General features: G+C 63.4%; 16 protein-coding genes. 6 read left to right on the top strand and 10 right to left on the bottom strand.

All coding sequences use genetic code 11. The features are described 5' to 3' along the window. Positions 1-66: 66 nt before the first annotated feature. Positions 67-549: a glutathione peroxidase gene (locus tag GDH07_RS27845; protein ID WP_053134161.1), complete on the bottom strand. Its 483-nt coding sequence runs from the start codon at positions 547-549 to the stop codon at positions 67-69. A 121-nt stretch (positions 550-670) separates the two neighbouring features. After that, positions 671-1,156 carry an FKBP-type peptidyl-prolyl cis-trans isomerase gene (locus tag GDH07_RS27840; RefSeq protein WP_022642345.1) on the bottom strand — a complete coding sequence of 162 codons (486 nt, stop codon included), beginning with the start codon at positions 1,154-1,156 and terminating at the stop codon, positions 671-673. On the opposite strand from GDH07_RS27840, the gene GDH07_RS27835 reads away from it, so the two are divergent. From GDH07_RS27835 to GDH07_RS27825, 3 genes are read left to right on the top strand one after another with little or no spacing between them, the layout of a single operon-like run. Next, the gene (locus tag GDH07_RS27835; protein WP_083456939.1) at positions 1,125-1,463 is read left to right on the top strand and encodes a DUF3565 domain-containing protein; all 339 of its coding nucleotides are present in this window, start codon (positions 1,125-1,127) and stop codon (positions 1,461-1,463) included. The two genes, GDH07_RS27840 and GDH07_RS27835, sit on opposite strands and share 32 nt — an antisense overlap. A 58-nt stretch (positions 1,464-1,521) precedes the next feature. Further along, a complete protein-coding gene (pta, locus tag GDH07_RS27830) occupies positions 1,522-3,621 on the top strand; it encodes a phosphate acetyltransferase (protein ID WP_022642344.1) in 2,100 nt (699 codons plus the stop codon). Further along, a complete protein-coding gene (locus GDH07_RS27825) occupies positions 3,622-4,527 on the top strand; it encodes an acyltransferase (RefSeq protein ID WP_152896651.1) in 906 nt (301 codons plus the stop codon). Between the two features lie 115 nt (positions 4,528-4,642). Here the strand turns inward: GDH07_RS27825 and cysN are convergent, their stop codons facing one another. From cysN to GDH07_RS27810, 3 genes are all read right to left on the bottom strand, one after another. Then, positions 4,643-6,541, bottom strand: a complete 1,899-nt coding sequence (gene cysN / locus GDH07_RS27820; protein ID WP_152896650.1) for a sulfate adenylyltransferase subunit CysN — start codon at positions 6,539-6,541, stop codon at positions 4,643-4,645. 15 nt (positions 6,542-6,556) lie between these two features. After that, positions 6,557-7,474, bottom strand: a complete 918-nt coding sequence (cysD, locus tag GDH07_RS27815; RefSeq protein WP_022642340.1) for a sulfate adenylyltransferase subunit CysD — start codon at positions 7,472-7,474, stop codon at positions 6,557-6,559. 213 nt (positions 7,475-7,687) lie between these two features. After that, entirely contained in the window at positions 7,688-8,446 is a 759-nt protein-coding gene (locus tag GDH07_RS27810) for a Nif3-like dinuclear metal center hexameric protein (RefSeq protein ID WP_022642339.1), read from the bottom strand. Positions 8,447-8,549: 103 nt separating this feature from the next. On the opposite strand from GDH07_RS27810, the gene algW reads away from it, so the two are divergent. The 3 genes from algW (at position 8,550) to GDH07_RS27795 (ending at position 12,635) form a co-directional block, all read left to right on the top strand. Continuing rightward, positions 8,550-9,704, top strand: a complete 1,155-nt coding sequence (algW, locus tag GDH07_RS27805; RefSeq protein WP_022642338.1) for a Do family serine endopeptidase AlgW — start codon at positions 8,550-8,552, stop codon at positions 9,702-9,704. 84 nt (positions 9,705-9,788) lie between these two features. Next, positions 9,789-11,894, top strand: coding sequence for a TonB-dependent siderophore receptor (locus tag GDH07_RS27800; RefSeq protein WP_152896649.1), 2,106 nt, complete (start codon positions 9,789-9,791; stop codon positions 11,892-11,894). 21 nt (positions 11,895-11,915) lie between these two features. Continuing rightward, entirely contained in the window at positions 11,916-12,635 is a 720-nt protein-coding gene (locus GDH07_RS27795) for a DUF4198 domain-containing protein (RefSeq protein ID WP_178124025.1), read from the top strand. 90 nt (positions 12,636-12,725) lie between these two features. On the opposite strand, the gene hisC is transcribed toward GDH07_RS27795, so the two are convergent. The 5 genes from hisC to GDH07_RS27770 form a co-directional block, all read right to left on the bottom strand. Further along, complete coding sequence (gene hisC, locus GDH07_RS27790; RefSeq protein ID WP_152896647.1) at positions 12,726-13,778, bottom strand: histidinol-phosphate transaminase; 1,053 nt, start codon at positions 13,776-13,778, stop codon at positions 12,726-12,728. 2 nt (positions 13,779-13,780) lie between these two features. After that, positions 13,781-15,109: a histidinol dehydrogenase gene (gene hisD, locus GDH07_RS27785; RefSeq protein WP_022642335.1), complete on the bottom strand. Its 1,329-nt coding sequence runs from the start codon at positions 15,107-15,109 to the stop codon at positions 13,781-13,783. Between the two features lie 155 nt (positions 15,110-15,264). After that, positions 15,265-15,900 carry an ATP phosphoribosyltransferase gene (gene hisG / locus GDH07_RS27780; RefSeq protein WP_152896646.1) on the bottom strand — a complete coding sequence of 212 codons (636 nt, stop codon included), beginning with the start codon at positions 15,898-15,900 and terminating at the stop codon, positions 15,265-15,267. A gap of 125 nt (positions 15,901-16,025) precedes the next feature. Further along, complete coding sequence (gene murA, locus GDH07_RS27775; RefSeq protein ID WP_022642334.1) at positions 16,026-17,291, bottom strand: UDP-N-acetylglucosamine 1-carboxyvinyltransferase; 1,266 nt, start codon at positions 17,289-17,291, stop codon at positions 16,026-16,028. A 22-nt stretch (positions 17,292-17,313) separates the two neighbouring features. Then, positions 17,314-17,553 (bottom strand): BolA family protein, encoded by a 240-nt coding sequence (locus GDH07_RS27770; RefSeq protein WP_022642333.1) that lies wholly within the window; start codon positions 17,551-17,553, stop codon positions 17,314-17,316. Between the last annotated feature and the right edge of the window lie 60 nt (positions 17,554-17,613).

The raw sequence follows: 17,613 nt of genomic DNA, 5'->3' as shown, positions 1-17,613 counted from the left end.
AACGCCGCTATGCAGCGGCGTCGGACAGGTAGCGCGGCAGGCCGGGCGAGCGCCCGGCGCGCGGAGTCAGCTCAGGGCTTTCTCGATGGCCTGGACCACTGCGGGATCATCGGGGGCGGTGCGCGGGGAGAAACGCGCCAGTACCCGGCCATCCTTGCCTACCAGGAACTTCTCGAAGTTCCAGGTGATGTCCCCGGGAAACTCCGCACCCTCGCCTGCCAGCAGGCGGTACAACTGGTGCCGCTCCGGGCCGTTGACCTCCAGCTTGCTGCTCAGGGGGAAAGTCACCCCGTAGTTGAGGCTGCAGAATTCCTGGATCTGTTGCTCGGTCCCGGGCTCCTGCCCGGCGAACTGGTTGCAGGGCAGGCCCAGCACGTTGAAACCCTGGGCCTTGTATTGCTGGTAGAGGTTTTCCAGAGCCGCATATTGTGGCGTCAGGCCACATTTGGAAGCGACGTTGACCACCAGCACGACTTGCCCCTTGAAGGGCGCGAGCGGCAGTTCCTGACCATCCAGGGCTTTCAGTTTAAGGTCGTGAAAAGCACTCATGACGAACTCCAAATTCCCGTGTTCTTGCAGAAGACAGCCTCTCGACAGTACAGCCAAAAGCCGCAGACTAAAAAGGCGCCCGCGGGCGCCTTTCGAGTAATCCTGAGCTTAGCGCAGAAACTCAGTGGTGATGACCACCTTCGCCATGGACGTGGCCATGGGCGACTTCTTCCTGGCTGGCATCACGGATGGCAACGACCTTGACCTGGAAGTTCAGGCGCTGGCCAGCCAGTGGGTGGTTGCCATCGACGGTCACGTCGTCGCCGTCCAGGTCACGGATGGTGACGATCTGCATCTGGCCGTCCGGAGCGGAAGCGTGGAACTGCATGCCCACTTCCAGCTCGTCGACGCCTTCGAACATGCTGCGGCTCAGGGTGCTGACCAGTTCGGCAGCGTATTCGCCGTAGGCGTCTTCAGGTTCCACGGCAACCTTAAGCTCGTCACCGACCTGCTTGCCTTCCAGGGCCTTTTCCAGGCCTGGGATGATGTTACCTGCGCCATGCAGGTAGACCAGCGGGGCGCCGCCGGCAGAGCTGTCGATGACCTCACCAGCGTCGTTGGTGAGGGTATAGTCGATGGAGACAGCCTTATTGGCGGCGATCAGCATGGGGCGAGACCTTTTGCATAAGAATGAAGAACGTCCAAGTTTAGCGAAGCAATCGCGCGAAAGCGAACGGAACCCGGACAAACGGAATATGCAGCAGCCCCCGACAATATGCGGTTTCCACCAGGACGAGGACGGCCACTGGGTGGTCGAACTGTCGTGCGGCCACACCCAGCACCTGCGCCACCAGCCACCATGGCAGTCACGCGCCTGGGTCCTGGACCCGGCGCGGCGGGCAGAAAAAATAGGCCGGCCCTTTGCCTGTGGCTGGTGTGCGCAGGACGCCGGAAACGATAACCTTAGCCCCTGACTACCGCGGCAGACGGCCAAAGACCGTCGCCCTTGCCATGCACCCTTCGAGAATTCGCATGCAAACTTTCTTCATCGCACCCACCGATTTTGGTGTGGGCCTGACCTCCATCAGCCTCGGGCTGGTACGCACCCTGGAACGCGCCGGCCTCAAGGTCGGTTTCTTCAAGCCCATCGCCCAACCGCATCCGGGCGACACCGGCCCCGAACGCTCCACCGAGCTGGTGGCCCGCACCCACGGTCTGAAACCACCACAACCCCTGGGCCTGGCCCATGTGGAGCGGATGCTGGGCGATGGCCAGCTGGACGAGCTGCTGGAAGAAATCATCACCCTCTACCAGCAGGCGGCCATCGGCAAGGATGTACTGGTCGTGGAGGGCATGGTGCCGACCCGTGCCGCCAGCTACGCGGCCCGGGTCAACCTGCACCTGGCCAAGAGCCTGGATGCCGAGGTGATCCTGGTCTCGGCCCCGGAAAACGAAGTGCTCACCGAGCTGTCCGGGCGGGTCGAGTTGCAGGCGCAGTTGTTCGGTGGCCCACGGGATCCGAAGGTGCTGGGGGTGATCCTCAACAAGGTACGCACCGACGAAAGCATCGAGGCGTTCAGCGCCCGCCTGAAAGAACATTCGCCGCTGTTGCGCAGTGGCGACTTCCGCCTGCTGGGCTGCATTCCGTTCCAGCCGGAGCTCAATGCCCCGCGCACCCGCGACGTGGCCGATCTGATGGGCGCCCAGGTACTCAACGCCGGGGACTACGAAACCCGGCGCATGACCAAGATCATCATTTGCGCGCGCACCATGCGCAACACCGTGGAGCTGCTCAAGCCCGGAGTGCTGGTGGTGACCCCGGGCGACCGTGACGACATCATCCTCGCCGTGAGTCTCGCGGCGATCAACGGCGTACCGCTGGCCGGCCTTCTGCTGACCAGCGGCACCCTGCCCGACCCGAAGATCATGGACCTGTGCCGTGGAGCGCTGAATGCCGGCCTGCCGGTGCTGTCGGTAAGCACCGGCTCCTACGACACCGCCAACCAGCTCAACGGCCTGAACAAGGAAATCCCCATCGATGACCGCGAGCGTGCGGAAATCATCACCGACTTCGTGGCCAGTCACCTGGACGCCGACTGGCTGCACCAGCGCTGTGGCACCCCGCGGGAAATGCGCCTGTCGCCGGCGGTGTTCCGCTACCAGTTGATCCAGCGCGCCCAGCAAGCCGACAAGCGCATCGTCCTGCCCGAGGGCAGCGAGCCCCTGACCGTGCAGGCCGCCGCCATCTGCCAGGCCCGCGGCATCGCCCGCTGCGTGCTGCTGGCCAAGCCGGACGACGTCCACGCCGTGGCTCGGGCCCAGGGCATCGAGCTGCCCGAGGGCCTGGAGATCCTTGATCCGGACCTGATCCGCGAGCGATATGTCGAGCCCATGGTAGCCCTGCGCAAGAGCAAGAGCCTGAACGCGCCGATGGCCGAGCAGCAACTGGAAGACCCGGTGGTGATCGGCACCGTGATGCTGGCCCTGGATGAGGTCGACGGCCTGGTTTCCGGGCTCGTCCATTCCACCGCCAACACCATCCGCCCGGCCCTGCAATTGATCAAGACCGCACCGGGCTGCACCCTGGTGTCCTCGGTGTTCTTCATGCTGTTTCCCGAGCAGGTGCTGGTTTACGGCGACTGTGTGATGAACCCCCACCCCAGCGCCAGCGAACTGGCGGAGATCGCCCTGCAGAGCGCCGATTCGGCAGCGGCCTTCGGCATCTCGCCACGGGTGGCGATGATCAGCTACTCCAGTGGCGACTCGGCCAGCGGCGAAGAAGTGGAGAAGGTCCGCGAGGCCACCCTGCTGGCCCATGAAGCCCAGCGCTCGCTGTTGATCGACGGCCCGTTGCAGTACGACGCCGCCGCCAACGAGAACGTCGCCCGGCAACTGGCCCCCAACAGCCAGGTCGCGGGCAAGGCCACGGTGTTCGTGTTCCCCGACCTGAACACCGGCAACACCACCCACAAGGCGGTGCAACGCAGCGCCGATTGCGTGAGCCTGGGGCCGATGCTGCAAGGCCTGCGCAAGCCGGTGAACGACCTGCCGCGCGGCGCCCAGGTGGACGATATCGTCTACACCATCGCCCTGACTGCGATCCAAGCTGCCAACCGACCCATGGATGCCTGAATGCTGGACTTTCTACCGGGTGCCGTACGCGGCACCATCGCCTCGCTGCTGCTGGCGCTCAACACTATTTTGCTGTGCTCGTTCCTGTTCTGCGTGGCGCTCTTCAAGGCCTTGCCGTTGCGCCTCACCCAGCGTTTCAGCCACTGGTTGATGAACCACACCCACGAGGCCTGGATCAGCAACAACAAGGCCTGGATGCAGCTGGTCTGCCGCACCCGCTGGCACGTGCAGGGCCTTGAAGGCCTGGATTACCAGCACTCCTACCTGGTCACCAGCAACCACCAGAGCTGGGTCGATATCCTGGTGCTGCAGTACGTGCTCAACCGGCGTATCCGCCCGTTGAAGTTCTTCCTCAAGCAGGAACTGATCTGGGTGCCGGTGATCGGCCTGGCCTGGTGGGCCCTGGGCTTTCCCTTCATGAAGCGCTACTCCAAGGCCTACCTGGAAAAGCATCCGGAAAAAAAGGGCAAGGACCTGGAAACCACCCGCAGGACCTGCGCGAAATTCCGCAGCAATCCGGTAGGTATCTTCAACTTCGTCGAGGGCACGCGCTTCACCGAGGCCAAGCATGCCCAGCAGCAATCGCCATTCAAGTACCTGCTCAAGCCCAAGGCCGGCGGCATCGCCTTCGTGCTGGATGCCATGGGCGAGCAGCTGCAATCGATCGTCGACGTGAGCATCCACTATCCGGCCGGCCGCCCGGGGTTCTGGGACTTGCTCAGCGGCAAGCTCAAGGACGTGGTGGTGCGTTTCGAAGAAGTGTCGATTCCCCAGCAGTTCATCGGGCGCAACTACGAACAGGACGCGGTTTATCGGCAGGCCTTCCAGGACTGGATCAACCAGCGCTGGCAAGCCAAGGACGCGCTGCTCGAGCAACTGCACCGGGAGTATCCGGGCAAGCGATGAAGCGCCTGCAAGGGCCGCTTCGCGTTCGAACAGACACAAAAAAGCCCGCAGACAGTCACCTGTCCGCGGGCTTTTTCTTGCAGCTTGAAGCTAGAAGCTCGCCGCTGCCCTTACCTTAGATCGCGCCGCGCTTGCGCAGCAGATCCAGCACTTGCTTGACGCCCTCCTCCAGCGACACGGACTGGGTGTCGATCACCAGGTCGGCATCCAGCGGCACGTCATAGGGGAAGGACTCGCCCGGAATGTTGTCGCCACCGGCGGCATAGAGGCCCTGGGGATCACGCTGGGCGCATACGGCTGGCGAAGCCTGGACATAGACCGTCAGCAGACGCTCCTTGCCGATCAGCCCCTTGACCTGCTCGCGACCTTCGGCACTGGGCGCCACGAACGCCGCCAGGGTCAACAAGCCCGCCTCGTTGAACTGACGGGCAACGTGAGCCGCACGCCGCCAGTTTTCGGTACGCCCGGCGCGATCCTGGGGCAGGCCCTTGTTCAGGTCGTGACGCAGGTTCTGGCCGTCGAGGACGAACACCGCCCGCCCCATATCGAACAGCTTGCGCTCCACGGCATAGGCCAAGGTGCTCTTGCCTGCGCCCGACAGGCCGCTGAACAGCACGGTGGCCGGCTGCTGGCCGAAGCGCTGGGCACGCTCCTCGGTGGCGACATGGGCCAGCTTGCCATGCTGGGAGGCGCTGCCGTGGGCCACAGGCTGGGCGATGATCATGCCGGCGCCAACGGTGCCGTTGGTAAGGCGATCGATGACGATGAACGCGCCCGTGGTGCGGTTGCTTTCATAACCATCCAGGGCGATCGGCGCGTCGAGGCTGACCTTGACCTTACCGATCTCGTTCAGTTGCAGGGCGCTGGCTGCACCCTCTTCCAGGGTGTTCACATCGACCTTGTGAACGATGCTGGCGATCGAACCCGGCACATAGCTGGTGGCGCGCTTGATGTCGTATTTCTTGCCCGGCAGCATCGGCTCCTCGGCCATCCATACCAGCATGGCTTCGAAGTTCTCGGTCACCGGCGGCACATTGTCGGCATGCACCAACAGGTCGCCCCGGGAGATGTCGATCTCGTCCTCCATGGTCAGGGTCACGGCCTGGCCGGGACCGGCCTGCTCCAGTTCGCCTTCGAAGGTGACGATGGACTTGACCCGGCTGCTCTTGCCCGAAGGCAGCACCACCACTTCGTCGCCCTTGTGCACGATGCCGCTGGCCAGGGTGCCGGCGAAACCACGGAAGTTCAGGTTCGGACGGTTGACGTACTGCACCGGGAAACGCAGGTCGGTGAAATTGCGATCGCCGGAAACCTCCACGGTCTCGAGGATTTCCATCAGCGACTGGCCGGTGTACCACGGCGAACGCTCGCTGCGGTTCACTACGTTGTCGCCCTTGAGCGCCGACATCGGCACGAAGTGCAGGCTGGTGGGCTGGATCTTCAGGCCCTTGGCGAACTGCAGGTAGTCGGCCTTGATCGACTCGAACACGTCCTGGTCGAACCCCTTGAGGTCCATCTTGTTGATGGCCACGACGATGTGCTTGATCCCCAGCAGGGAAGCGATGTAGCTGTGCCGGCGAGTCTGGGTCTGCACACCGTAGCGGGCGTCCACGAGGATGATCGCCAGGTCGCAGGTGGAGGCGCCGGTGGCCATGTTGCGGGTGTACTGCTCATGGCCCGGGGTGTCGGCGATGATGAACTTGCGCTTGGCGGTGGAGAAGTAACGGTAGGCCACGTCAATGGTGATGCCCTGCTCGCGCTCGGCCTGCAGGCCATCCACCAGCAAGGCCAGGTCGATGTCGTCACCGGTGGTGCCGACCTTCTTCGAGTCACGGGTGATGGCTTCCAGGTGATCTTCGTAGATCATCTTCGAGTCGTGCAGCAGGCGCCCGATCAGGGTGCTCTTGCCGTCATCCACGTTGCCGCAGGTAAGGAAGCGCAGCAGTTCCTTGCGTTCGTGCTGGCCCAGGTAGGCGAGGATGTCCTCGCTGATCAGATCGGATTGGTGCGACATGATGAAACCCTGAAATTAGAAGTAGCCTTGGCGTTTTTTGTCTTCCATCGAGCCTGCGCCATCGTGGTCGATGACCCGGCCCTGGCGCTCCGACGTACGGGTCAGGAGCATTTCCTGGATGATGTCGGTCAGGGTCTCGGCTTCGGACTCGACCGCGCCCGTCAACGGGTAGCAGCCCAGGGTACGGAAACGCACTTTCTTCTTGACGATGCGCGCCTTCTCCTCATCGCTGAGGTGCTCGAGGATGCGCTCATCGTCGATCATGATCAGGGTGCCGTTCTTTTCGATCACTTCACGCTCGGCGGCGAAGTACAGCGGCACGATCGGGATACCTTCCAGGTAGATGTATTGCCAGATGTCCAGCTCGGTCCAGTTGGACAGCGGGAACACACGGATCGACTCGCCCTTGTTGACCTTGCCGTTGTACACGTTCCACAGCTCGGGACGCTGGTTCTTCGGGTCCCAGCGGTGCTTGCTGTCGCGGAACGAGTAGACGCGCTCCTTGGCGCGGGACTTCTCTTCATCGCGGCGAGCCCCGCCGAACGCGGCGTCGAAGCCGTGCTTGTCCAGGGCCTGCTTGAGGCCCTCGGTCTTCATGATATCGGTGTGCTTGGCACTGCCGTGGGTGAAGGGGTTGATGCCCTGGGCCACGCCATCGGGGTTGACGTGGGTGATCAGGTCCAGGCCCATTTCCTCGACCATGCGATCGCGGAACTTGTACATCTCCTGGAATTTCCACCGGGTATCGACGTGCATCACCGGGAATGGCAGCTTGCCGGGGAAGAACGCCTTGCGGGCCAGATGCAACATCACCGCAGAGTCCTTGCCGATGGAGTACAGCATCACCGGATTGTCGAACTCGGCCGCCACCTCGCGGATGATGTGGATGCTTTCCGCCTCCAGCTGTTTCAGATGCGTCAGTTTGTCGACCATGGCTACTCACGAAAGCTTTCTTATGGACGGCCTGCGGGCCGTGTTCGAGCGGGGCATGCTAGCACAGCGGCCTTCTTCTAATCAGGGAGCCAACTAGAACGAAACGGTATATGAATATACCCGCCCGTTCGCTGGTTCCGGGCCCTGCCGATGCGGCCGCAAACGGCGATCGACACCGGCGGGGCCCACCGGGAAAGACCTGACGAAATGCCGTCAGATCGGGTTCGGGCAATCGATGAACAGGTGCTCCAGGGCGAAGCGCCGGGCCAGGTAGTCACCCAGCGCCTGCACGCCGTAACGCTCGGTGGCATGGTGGCCGGCAGCGATGAAACTGATGTCGTTCTCCCGGGCGCTGTGGAAGGTCTGTTCCGAAGCCTCGCCACTCAGGTACAGGTCGACCCCGGCCTGCACCGCCTGATCGATGTAACCCTGGCCACCGCCGGTGCACCAGCCGACCCGGCGGATCATCTCGCTGCCTTCCACCAGCAGCGGTTCACGGCCCATCGCCTCCTGTACCCGGCGGGCGAAGTCCCGCGCAGTGACGGGCTCGTCCAGGGAACCCACCAGCCCCACGACCTTGGGGTTCTCCGGATCCAGCGGGCCTTCCACGGTAATGTCCAGTTGCCGGGCCAATTGCACGTTGTTGCCCACTTCCGGATGCAGGTCCAGGGGCAGGTGATAGGCCAGCAGGCTGATGTCATGCTTGAGCAGGGTCTTCAAGCGGCGCTGCTTCATGCCGGTGATGCAAGGGTTCTCGCCTTTCCAGAAATAGCCATGGTGGACCAGCACCAAGTCGGCCTTGGCCTCTACTGCCGCGTCCAGCAACGCCTGGCTGGCGGTGACTCCGCTGACGATGCGCATGACCTGTGGACGCCCTTCGACCTGCAGGCCATTGGGGCAATAGTCGGCGATACGCGAACTGCCCAGGTAGCGATCCGCTTCTTCTACCAGTGTGCTCAGGGCAACGGCCATGAAAGACTCCTAAATATCCCGTCCAGAGGCGCGTGCGGCCTCGTATAATGCGCGACATTATGGGGCCGTGCGCAGCCCTTCGTAACCACCCAGGACTTGCCCGATGCTCAAGGCTCTGCGTTTTTTCGGCTGGCCACTACTGGCCGGCGTGCTTATCGCGTTGTTGATTATTCAGCGTTACCCGCAATGGGTCGGCCTGCCCAGCCTGGATGTGAACCTGCAGCAAGCGCCGCAAACCACTGGTACCCAACAGGGACCAGTGTCCTACGCTGATGCGGTGATCATCGCCGCCCCTGCGGTGGTCAACCTGTACACCACCAAGGTGATCAACCGGCCGGCCCACCCGCTGTTCGAGGACCCGCAGTTCCGACGCTTCTTCGGTGACAACCTGCCCAAGCAGCAGCGCATGGAGTCGAGCCTGGGTTCCGGGGTGATCATGAGCCCCGAAGGCTACTTGCTGACCAACAACCACGTGACCTCCGGCGCCGAGCAAATCGTGGTGGCCCTCAAGGACGGCCGGGAAACCCTGGCCCGGGTCATCGGCAGCGACCCGGAAACCGACCTGGCGGTACTCAAGATCGATCTGAAGAACCTGCCCTCGATCACCGTCGGCCGCTCGGAAAACGTCCGCGTTGGCGACGTCGCCCTGGCCATCGGCAACCCGTTCGGGGTAGGCCAGACCGTGACCATGGGCATCATCAGCGCCACTGGCCGCAACCAGCTGGGCCTGAACAACTACGAAGACTTCATCCAGACCGATGCGGCGATCAACCCGGGCAACTCCGGCGGCGCCCTGGTGGACGCCAACGGCAACCTGACCGGCATCAACACCGCGATCTTCTCCAAGTCCGGCGGCTCCCAGGGCATCGGCTTCGCCATCCCGATCAAGCTGGCCATGGAAGTGATGAAGTCGATCATCGAACACGGCCAGGTCATCCGTGGCTGGCTGGGAATCGAGGTGCAGCCGCTGACCCAGGAGCTGGCGGAGTCCTTCGGGCTGGCCGGGCGCCCGGGCATCGTGGTGGCGGGGATCTTCCGCGATGGCCCGGCGCAAAAGGCCGGCATGCAACTGGGCGACGTGATCCTCAGCATCGATGGCGAACCTGCCGGCGACGGCCGCCGCTCGATGAACCAGGTGGCCCGGATCAAGCCCACCGAGAAGGTGGCGATCCAGGTCATGCGCAACGGCAAGGAACTCAAGCTGACTGCCGAGATCGGCCTGCGACCGCCTCCCGCGCCAGTCAAGGAAGAGGAATGATGTGAGCCCGGCCATGCCGGGCTAACAATATACACTCTCATTGGTCATGTTATATTGTTTCAATATCGCTATTGGAACAGCCCCATGACGCCCCGAAGAATCTTCACCCTGGCAGGCCTGGCCCTGGGCCTGCTGGCCGATCCCGTATACGCCGAAGAACCGCAGCCGGTGGAACTGGAGACCATCCGCATCAGCGGCGAGTCCGAATCCGCCACGGGCCCGGTGAAAGGCTACCGCGCCACCCGCTCCGCCAGCGCCACCAAGACCGATACGGCGATTCGCGAGATCCCGCAGTCCATCAGCGTGATCCCCACCAGCGTGCTCCAGGACCTGGGCAGCAGTAACGTCGAGCGGGCCCTGGACTTCGCCGGAGGCGTCTCGAAGCAGAACAACTTCGGCGGCCTGACCTTGTATGAATACAGCATCCGCGGCTTCACCACCTCGGAGTTCTACAAGGACGGCTTCAGCGCCAATCGTGGCTACCCCAGCACCCCGGACGCCGCCAGCATCGAACGCATCGAAGTGCTCAAGGGCCCGGCCGCCAGCCTCTACGGCCGCGGCGACCCCGGGGGCACGGTGAACATCGTCACCAAGAAGCCCCAGCCGCAGGCATTCACCACCCTGCGCACCAGTGCCGGTAGCTGGGATCGCTACCGCACCGAACTGGACCTCAACACCCCGCTGGATGCCCAGGGCAACCTGCTGTCGCGGGTCAACCTGGCGGTGGAGGACAACCACAGCTTTCGCGAGCACGTCGACAGTCGCCGGGTGTTCGTCGCCCCCTCCTTGAGCTGGCAGTTGAACCCGGATACCAGCCTGCTGCTGGAAAGCGAGTTCGTTCGCCACAGCTCGACCTTCGACCGCGGCATCGTCGCCCCCGGCAACCGCTGGAATGGCGTCTCGCGCTCGACCTTTCTCGGCGAGCCCAGCGACGGCAACATCGACAACCACAACAGCATGCTTCAGGCCAGCCTGGAACATCACCTCGACGACAACTGGAAGCTGCGCCTGGCCAGCCACTACAAGGAGGGCAAGCTGTGGGGCTTCGCCTCGGAAACCCGCCCCTTGAATGCCGACCGGCATACCGTCGACCGGCGCTACCGCGAGCGCGACAATAACTGGCACGACAGCATCACCCAGCTGGAACTGCGGGGCCTGTTCGACCTCGGCAGTTGGCAGCATGAGCTGCTAATCGGTAGCGAGTACGAGAACTACCGCAAGAACGAGCGGGTCACCGCCATTGCTGGCAGCCCCTATGCCATCGATATCTACAACCCGGTCTACGGCCAGGCCAAGCCCGACGGCAAGCGCTCCGGCACTGACTTTTTCGAGCACGTCGAAAGCCGCGCCTTGAACCTCCAGGACCAGATCGTCTTCAGCGAACGCCTGCGCGGCATGCTGGGCGCGCGTTTCGAACATTTCGAGCAACGGATCGACGACCACGCCACCGGCAAGCGCAGCCGCCAGAACCACGATGCCCTGACCCAACGCGCCGGGCTCCTGTATCAACTGACTCCGCAGTTCGGCCTGTTCGCCAACGCCTCCACCTCGTTCAAGCCCAACAATGGGGTGGATGCTGCCGGCAAGACCTTCAATCCCGAGGAAGGCGTCGGTTATGAAGTGGGGATCAAGAGCGAGCTGTTCGACGAACGCCTGAGCGCCACTCTTGCCGCCTTCCACATCGACAAGGAAAACGTCCTGGCCCTGGATCCCGGCACCGATTCCAGCCGCGCCATGGGCAAGGCACGCAGCCAGGGCTTCGATTTGCAATTCAGTGGGCAGCTGAGCGACGCGGTACGGGTGATTGGCGCCTATGCGCTGATCGATGCCGAAGTCACCAAGGGCGACCAGGCAATTCCCACCGGCAGCCGCATTCTCGGGGTCGCCAAGCACAGTGGCAGCCTGCTGGGAGTCTATGAATTCCAGGACGGTCGCCTCAAGGGCTCGGATATCGGCGCGGCCCTGACTTATGTCGGCGACCGTTCGGGCGAGGCCGGAGGCCGCTTCGAACTTCCCGCCTACCGTACCCTGGACCTGCTGGCCCACTACAAAGCCAGCGACAACCTGACCCTGGGCCTGAACCTGAACAACCTGTTCGACGAGAAGTACTACGAGCGCTCCTACAGCAACTACTGGGTCACCCCGGGAGAACCGCGCAACTTCACCGTCAGCCTGACACTCAACCTGTAGAAGGGAACCACCATGCAATCGATGCAAACCATTGTCCTGCTGGGCCTGCTCGGCACCCTGGGCACCACCCAGGCCGTGGCCCATGGCCTGTGGACCGAACAGCGACGCGGCAACATCGAGGTGGTGTACGGCCATGGCGCCGAGGATGATGCCTTCAAGCCGCGCAAGATCAGCGGCGCCTGGGCCTATGACAGCCTGGGAAGGATGATCCCGGTGACGGTGCAACGCCTTGCCGATCACGCCCGGCTGCAACCGCTCAAGCCTCCAGCTGTGCTGGCGGTCGCCCTGGACAACGGGCCCTGGTCGCAAACCGCCGACAAACAGTGGATCAACCAGGGACGTAGCCAGGTGCCTGGCGCCATCGCCTCGACCCATACCTTCAAGTACAGCCTGGCGATCTATCAGCCCGGAGCGAAGCTACCCAGCCTCGATCAGCTCAAGCTGGTGATCCTGCCCGAGACCGATCCGCTGTTGGTGGGGCCCGGCAAGAGCCTGCCGGTACGGGTCCTGCTCGACGGCCAGCCGGCGGCGGGAGTGAAGCTGGTGGGGGATTACCGCAATGCACCCAATACCCTGAGCACCGAGACCGATGCCCAGGGCCGCGCCCAGGTACTGGTGCGCAACGAGGGCTTGAACGTGATCGCCGCGCAGGTCGAGGTGCCGCTCAAGGACAACCCCGACGCGGCCTCCCGCGGCCTGTTCAGCTCCCTGACATTCCTGGGACAACCGCACCACGAATAAGCGCAGCCGCAGGCTGCAGTGGCAAAGCGGCAAGCCTTTAGCTGCAAGCGAGAAGCCCCAGGCACATGCTCAGGGCTTCCAGCTTGCCGCTTAGAGCTGCCCCAATCCGTCGACCAGGGCCTGGTTCTGCTCCGGCGTGCCGATGCTGATCCGCAGGAACTGGGCGATCCGCTGCTGCTTGAAGTGACGCACGATCACGCCTTGCTCCCGCAGCTTGGCTGCCAGGCCCGCGGCATCGTGTTGCGGGTGGCGGGCAAAGATGAAGTTGGCCGCCGAAGGCAGCACTTCGAAACCCTTGGCCTGCAACTGCGCCACCAGCCATTCGCGACTTTCAATTACCTGCTGGCAAGTCTTCTGGAAGTACTCGCGATCTGCGAAAGCCGCGGCCGCACCGACAATCGCCAGGCGATCCAGGGGGTAGGAGTTGAAGCTGTTCTTGACCCGTTCCAGGGCCTCGATCAGGTCCGGATGCCCTACCGCCAGGCCCACCCGCAAACCCGCCAGGGAACGGGACTTGGACAGGGTCTGGGTCACCAGCAGGTTCGGGTAGCGGTCCACCAGGCTGATGGCGGTCTGGCCACCGAAATCGATGTAGGCCTCATCCACGACCACCACCGAATCGGGGCTGGCCTTGAGGATCTGCTCCACCGCCTCCAGGGCCAACAGGCAACCGGTAGGCGCATTCGGGTTGGGGAAAATGATGCCGCCATTGGGCTTGGCGTAGTCGGCCACGCGGATCTGGAATTGCTCGTCCAGCGGCACCGCGTCGAAATCGATGCCATACAGGCCGCAATACACCGGATAGAAGCTGTAGCTGATGTCCGGGAATAGCAGCGGCAGGTCCTGTTGCAGCAGGCCATGGAAGATGTGCGCCAGGACTTCGTCGGAACCGTTGCCGAGGAACACCTGGTTGGCCTTCACCCCGTAGTAGCTGGCCACCGACTGCTTGAGCAGGTCGCTGTTGGGATCGGGGTACAGCCGCAGGTTGTCGTTGAGCTCGGCCTGCATTGCGGCCAGGGCCTTGGGCGACGGGCCATAGGGATTTTCGTTGGTGTTGAGCTTGACCAGCTTGGTCAGCTTGGGTTGTTCGCCCGGTACGTAGGGCACCAGGTTCTTGACGAACGGACTCCAGAATTTGCTCATGCTCATTGCCCCTGATCTTGGTCGTCGACAATACGGTATTCAGCGCTGCGGGCGTGGGCGGTCAGCGACTCGCCACGGGCCAGCACCGAGGCCGTACGGCCCAGTTCGGATGCGCCCTGCTCGGAACAGAAGATGATCGACGAGCGCTTCTGGAAGTCATACACCCCCAGCGGCGAGGAAAAACGCGCGGTGCCGGAAGTCGGCAGCACGTGGTTCGGGCCGGCGCAGTAGTCGCCCAAGGCCTCCGAAGTGTGGCGGCCCATGAAGATCGCCCCGGCGTGGCGGATCTGCGGCAACCAGGCTTGCGGGTCGGCCACCGATAGCTCCAGGTGCTCGGGGGCGATGCGGTTGGCCACCTCGATGGCTTGCTGCATGTCGCGGACCTGGATCAGCGCGCCCCGGCCATTGATCGAGGTGTTGATGATCTCGGCCCGCTCCATGGTCGGTAGCAGCTTGGCGATGCTGGCGGCTACCCGATCGAGGAACTCGGCATCCGGGCTGACCAGGATCGCCTGGGCATCCTCATCATGCTCGGCCTGGGAAAACAGATCCATGGCGATCCAGTCCGGATCGGTCTGGCCATCGCACACCACCAGGATCTCCGAGGGACCGGCGATCATGTCGATACCGACCTGGCCGAATACATGCCGCTTGGCGGTGGCCACATAGATGTTGCCCGGACCGACGATCTTGTCCACCTGGGGCACGCTCTGGGTGCCATAGGCCAGCGCGGCCACGGCCTGGGCGCCACCGATGGTGAACACCCGGTCGACCCCGGCGATGCAGGCTGCGGCCAGCACCAGCTCGTTGACCTCGCCACGAGGAGTCGGCACCACCATCACCACCTCGGAGACGCCGGCAACTTTCGCCGGGATGGCGTTCATCAGCACCGAAGACGGATACGACGCCTTGCCGCCCGGCACATACAGGCCGGCACGGTCCAGGGGCGTGACCTTCTGGCCGAGCACGGTGCCATCGGCCTCGGTGTACTGCCAGGAGTCCTGCTTCTGCCGCTCATGGTAGACGCGCACGCGGTTGGCGGCCTTTTCCAGGGCCTCGCGCTGTACCGGGGTGATGCGGGTCAGGGCCAGCTCCAGGCGGGCACGGTCGAGGATCAGGTCATCGATGGCCTTGGCCTGGACGCCATCGAAACGCTGGGTGAACTCCACCAGCGCCGCATCACCGCGCTCGCGCACGGCCTTGATGATGTCGAGCACACGCTGGTTGACCGCGTCGTCGGACACGCTTTCCCAGCTCAGCAGATGATCCAGATGTCGGGCGAAATCCGCATCGGCAGCGTTGAGTCGGCGAATTGCAGTGGGAGCGGTCATAGCGAAGGCCTCATTGATTGGCGAATGCACAAAAGGACAAGCTTGGTTTTGCATGACTCAGGCGCCGCAAGACTACCAGGCCATCCGCGTGGGCACCTGAGCATGCTGGGTATGACGCGGATAGATGGGCGCGGCTCGGGGGCCACGCATGTGAGTCAGCCGCGGTGTCGCGATTCCACTGCCTTGCGCAGGGTATCGATGAGCAACTGGATGCGGGCGTGCTGCATCTTCATGGATGCCTTGTTGACCACCAGGCGGGAGCTGATGGTAGCGATCAGTTCCTGGGGTTCCAGGCCATTGGCTCGCAGGGTATTGCCGGTATCGACCACGTCGATGATCTTGTCCGCCAGGCCGATCAGCGGTGCCAGCTCCATGGAACCATAGAGCTTGATGATGTCCACCTGGCGACCCTGCTCGGCGTAGTAGCGCTTGGCCACGTTGACGAACTTGGTGGCGATCCGCAGGCGGCCCTTGGGCTCCTGGGCACCGACGGCGCCGGCAGTCATCAACTTGCACTTGGCGATCTGCAGGTCCAGCGGCTCGTACAGGCCCTGGCTGCCGTACTCCATCAGGACGTCCTTGCCGGCCACCCCGAGATCAGCGGCGCCATGCTCGACATAGGTCGGCACGTCGGTGGCACGCACGATCAGCAGGCGTACATCGTCCTGGGTCGTGGGGATGATCAGTTTGCGGCTCTTGTCCGGATTCTCGGTTGGCACGATGCCCGCTTCAGCCAGAAGCGGCAGCGTGTCGTCGAGGATACGGCCCTTGGACAGTGCGATGGTCAACATGAGTAACGTAAGTCCTTATGCGGCGACTGATGCCCGGACGCAAACGGCGCCAGACATGCGTCGAGCCTGAAGACAGGCTCGACGTGGAACAAGAATCTGTGGCACCTCCCTGTGCCCACGGCAGGCTAGCCCGGTACGCGGCGGATCTTCGCGCCCAGCATCTGCAGCTTCTCTTCGATGCACTCGTAGCCACGGTCGATGTGGTAGATGCGATCGATCAGGGTATCGCCTTCGGCCATCAGGGCCGAAATCACCAGGCTGGCCGAGGCCCGCAGGTCGGTGGCCATCACTGGCGCGCCCTTGAGCAGGTCGGCGCCGGTAACGATGGCGGTGTTGCCTTCGACCTGGATCTTGGCGCCCATGCGGTGCAACTCGTACACGTGCATGAAGCGGTTCTCGAAGATGGTCTCGATCACCGCGCCAGTGCCCTCGGCAATCGCGTTCAGGGAAATGAACTGCGCCTGCATGTCGGTCGGGAACGCCGGGTATGGAGCGGTACGCACGTTGACCGCCTTGGGGCGCTTGCCGTGCATGTCGAGCTCGATCCAGTCGCTGCCGGTGGTGACTTCGGCGCCCGCTTCCTTGAGTTTTTCCAATACGGCTTCAAGGATGGTCGGATCGGTATCCTTGACCTTGACCCGGCCACCGGTAACGGCGGCGGCCACCAGGTAGGTGCCGGTCTCGATACGGTCGGGCATGACCTTGTAGGTGGCCGAGTGCAGGCGCTCGACGCCATCGATGGTGATGGTGTCGGTGCCGGCGCCGGAGATCTTCGCACCCATGGCGATCAGGAAGTTCGCCAGGTCGACGACTTCGGGTTCGCGGGCGGCGTTCTGCAGCACACTGCGGCCCTTGGCCAGGGCAGCGGCCATCATGATGTTCTCGGTACCGGTCACGCTCACGGTATCGAAGAAGAAGTTCGCGCCACGCAGGCCGCCTTCGGGGGCACGGGCCTTGATGTAGCCGCCTTCGACGTCGATCTGCGCGCCCATGGCTTCCAGGCCGCGGATGTGCAGGTCCACCGGACGCGAGCCGATGGCGCAGCCGCCAGGCAAGGCCACTTCGGCTTCACCGAAGCGCGCGACCATCGGGCCCAGCACCAGGATCGAGGCACGCATGGTCTTGACCAGCTCGTAAGGCGCCACCAGGGTCTTGATGGTGCGCGGGTCGATCTCGACGCTGAGTTTCTCGTCGATCACAGGCTCGATGCCCATGCGACCGAACAGCTCGATCATGGTGGTGATGTCGTGCAGGTGCGGCAGGTTGGCCACGGTGACCGGGCCATCGCACAGCAGGGTTGCCGCCAGGATAGGCAGCGCGGAGTTCTTGGCCCCGGAAATGCGGATCTCGCCATCGAGGCGAGCACCGCCGGTAATAATCAATTTATCCATAAGAGTCTCGACGCCCTTGGGCTCAGGTGCGCTCGGCCCAGGCCGCGCGGCTGAAAAATTTCATGGTGATCGCGTGGATGCTGCCATTGGCAATCCATGGATTCAAATGGGCATAGATGCTCTGCTGACGCTTAACCGGGCTCAAGGCCGACAGTTCGTCGCTAATCACGTTCAGCTGAAAGTTGCAGCCTTCGCCCTCAACTTCTACCTGAGTTCCGGGCAGCTTTCCCTCGAGAAAGCTCTTCACTTCGTTGGCCTGCATGCTCAACCTCAATCGGCGCCCTGTGCGCGCGGGTCGGACATCATACAAAAAAGCCCCGCG

It is taken from the genome of Pseudomonas piscis (assembly GCF_009380155.1).
In the GTDB taxonomy this organism is placed as follows: Bacteria; Pseudomonadota; Gammaproteobacteria; order Pseudomonadales; family Pseudomonadaceae; genus Aquipseudomonas; species Aquipseudomonas piscis.
Note: the sequence above shows the minus strand (reverse complement) of the source record. Positions and strands in the feature narration are given on the sequence as shown.

Excerpts from the sequence above, each read along its gene's own strand:
- GDH07_RS27845 (WP_053134161.1), bottom strand. The coding sequence starts at position 549 with ATGAGTGCTTTTCACGACCTTAAACTGAAAGCCCTGGATGGTCAGGAA.
- GDH07_RS27835 (WP_083456939.1), top strand. The coding sequence starts at position 1,125 with ATGGAGACAGCCTTATTGGCGGCGATCAGCATGGGGCGAGACCTTTTG.
- GDH07_RS27840 (WP_022642345.1), bottom strand. The coding sequence starts at position 1,156 with ATGCTGATCGCCGCCAATAAGGCTGTCTCCATCGACTATACCCTCACC.
- pta (WP_022642344.1), top strand. The coding sequence starts at position 1,522 with ATGCAAACTTTCTTCATCGCACCCACCGATTTTGGTGTGGGCCTGACC.
- GDH07_RS27825 (WP_152896651.1), top strand. The coding sequence starts at position 3,622 with ATGCTGGACTTTCTACCGGGTGCCGTACGCGGCACCATCGCCTCGCTG.
- cysN (WP_152896650.1), bottom strand. The coding sequence starts at position 6,541 with ATGTCGCACCAATCCGATCTGATCAGCGAGGACATCCTCGCCTACCTG.
- cysD (WP_022642340.1), bottom strand. The coding sequence starts at position 7,474 with ATGGTCGACAAACTGACGCATCTGAAACAGCTGGAGGCGGAAAGCATC.
- GDH07_RS27810 (WP_022642339.1), bottom strand. The coding sequence starts at position 8,446 with ATGGCCGTTGCCCTGAGCACACTGGTAGAAGAAGCGGATCGCTACCTG.
- algW (WP_022642338.1), top strand. The coding sequence starts at position 8,550 with ATGCTCAAGGCTCTGCGTTTTTTCGGCTGGCCACTACTGGCCGGCGTG.
- GDH07_RS27800 (WP_152896649.1), top strand. The coding sequence starts at position 9,789 with ATGACGCCCCGAAGAATCTTCACCCTGGCAGGCCTGGCCCTGGGCCTG.
- GDH07_RS27795 (WP_178124025.1), top strand. The coding sequence starts at position 11,916 with ATGCAAACCATTGTCCTGCTGGGCCTGCTCGGCACCCTGGGCACCACC.
- hisC (WP_152896647.1), bottom strand. The coding sequence starts at position 13,778 with ATGAGCAAATTCTGGAGTCCGTTCGTCAAGAACCTGGTGCCCTACGTA.
- hisD (WP_022642335.1), bottom strand. The coding sequence starts at position 15,109 with ATGACCGCTCCCACTGCAATTCGCCGACTCAACGCTGCCGATGCGGAT.
- hisG (WP_152896646.1), bottom strand. The coding sequence starts at position 15,900 with ATGTTGACCATCGCACTGTCCAAGGGCCGTATCCTCGACGACACGCTG.
- murA (WP_022642334.1), bottom strand. The coding sequence starts at position 17,291 with ATGGATAAATTGATTATTACCGGCGGTGCTCGCCTCGATGGCGAGATC.
- GDH07_RS27770 (WP_022642333.1), bottom strand. The coding sequence starts at position 17,553 with ATGCAGGCCAACGAAGTGAAGAGCTTTCTCGAGGGAAAGCTGCCCGGA.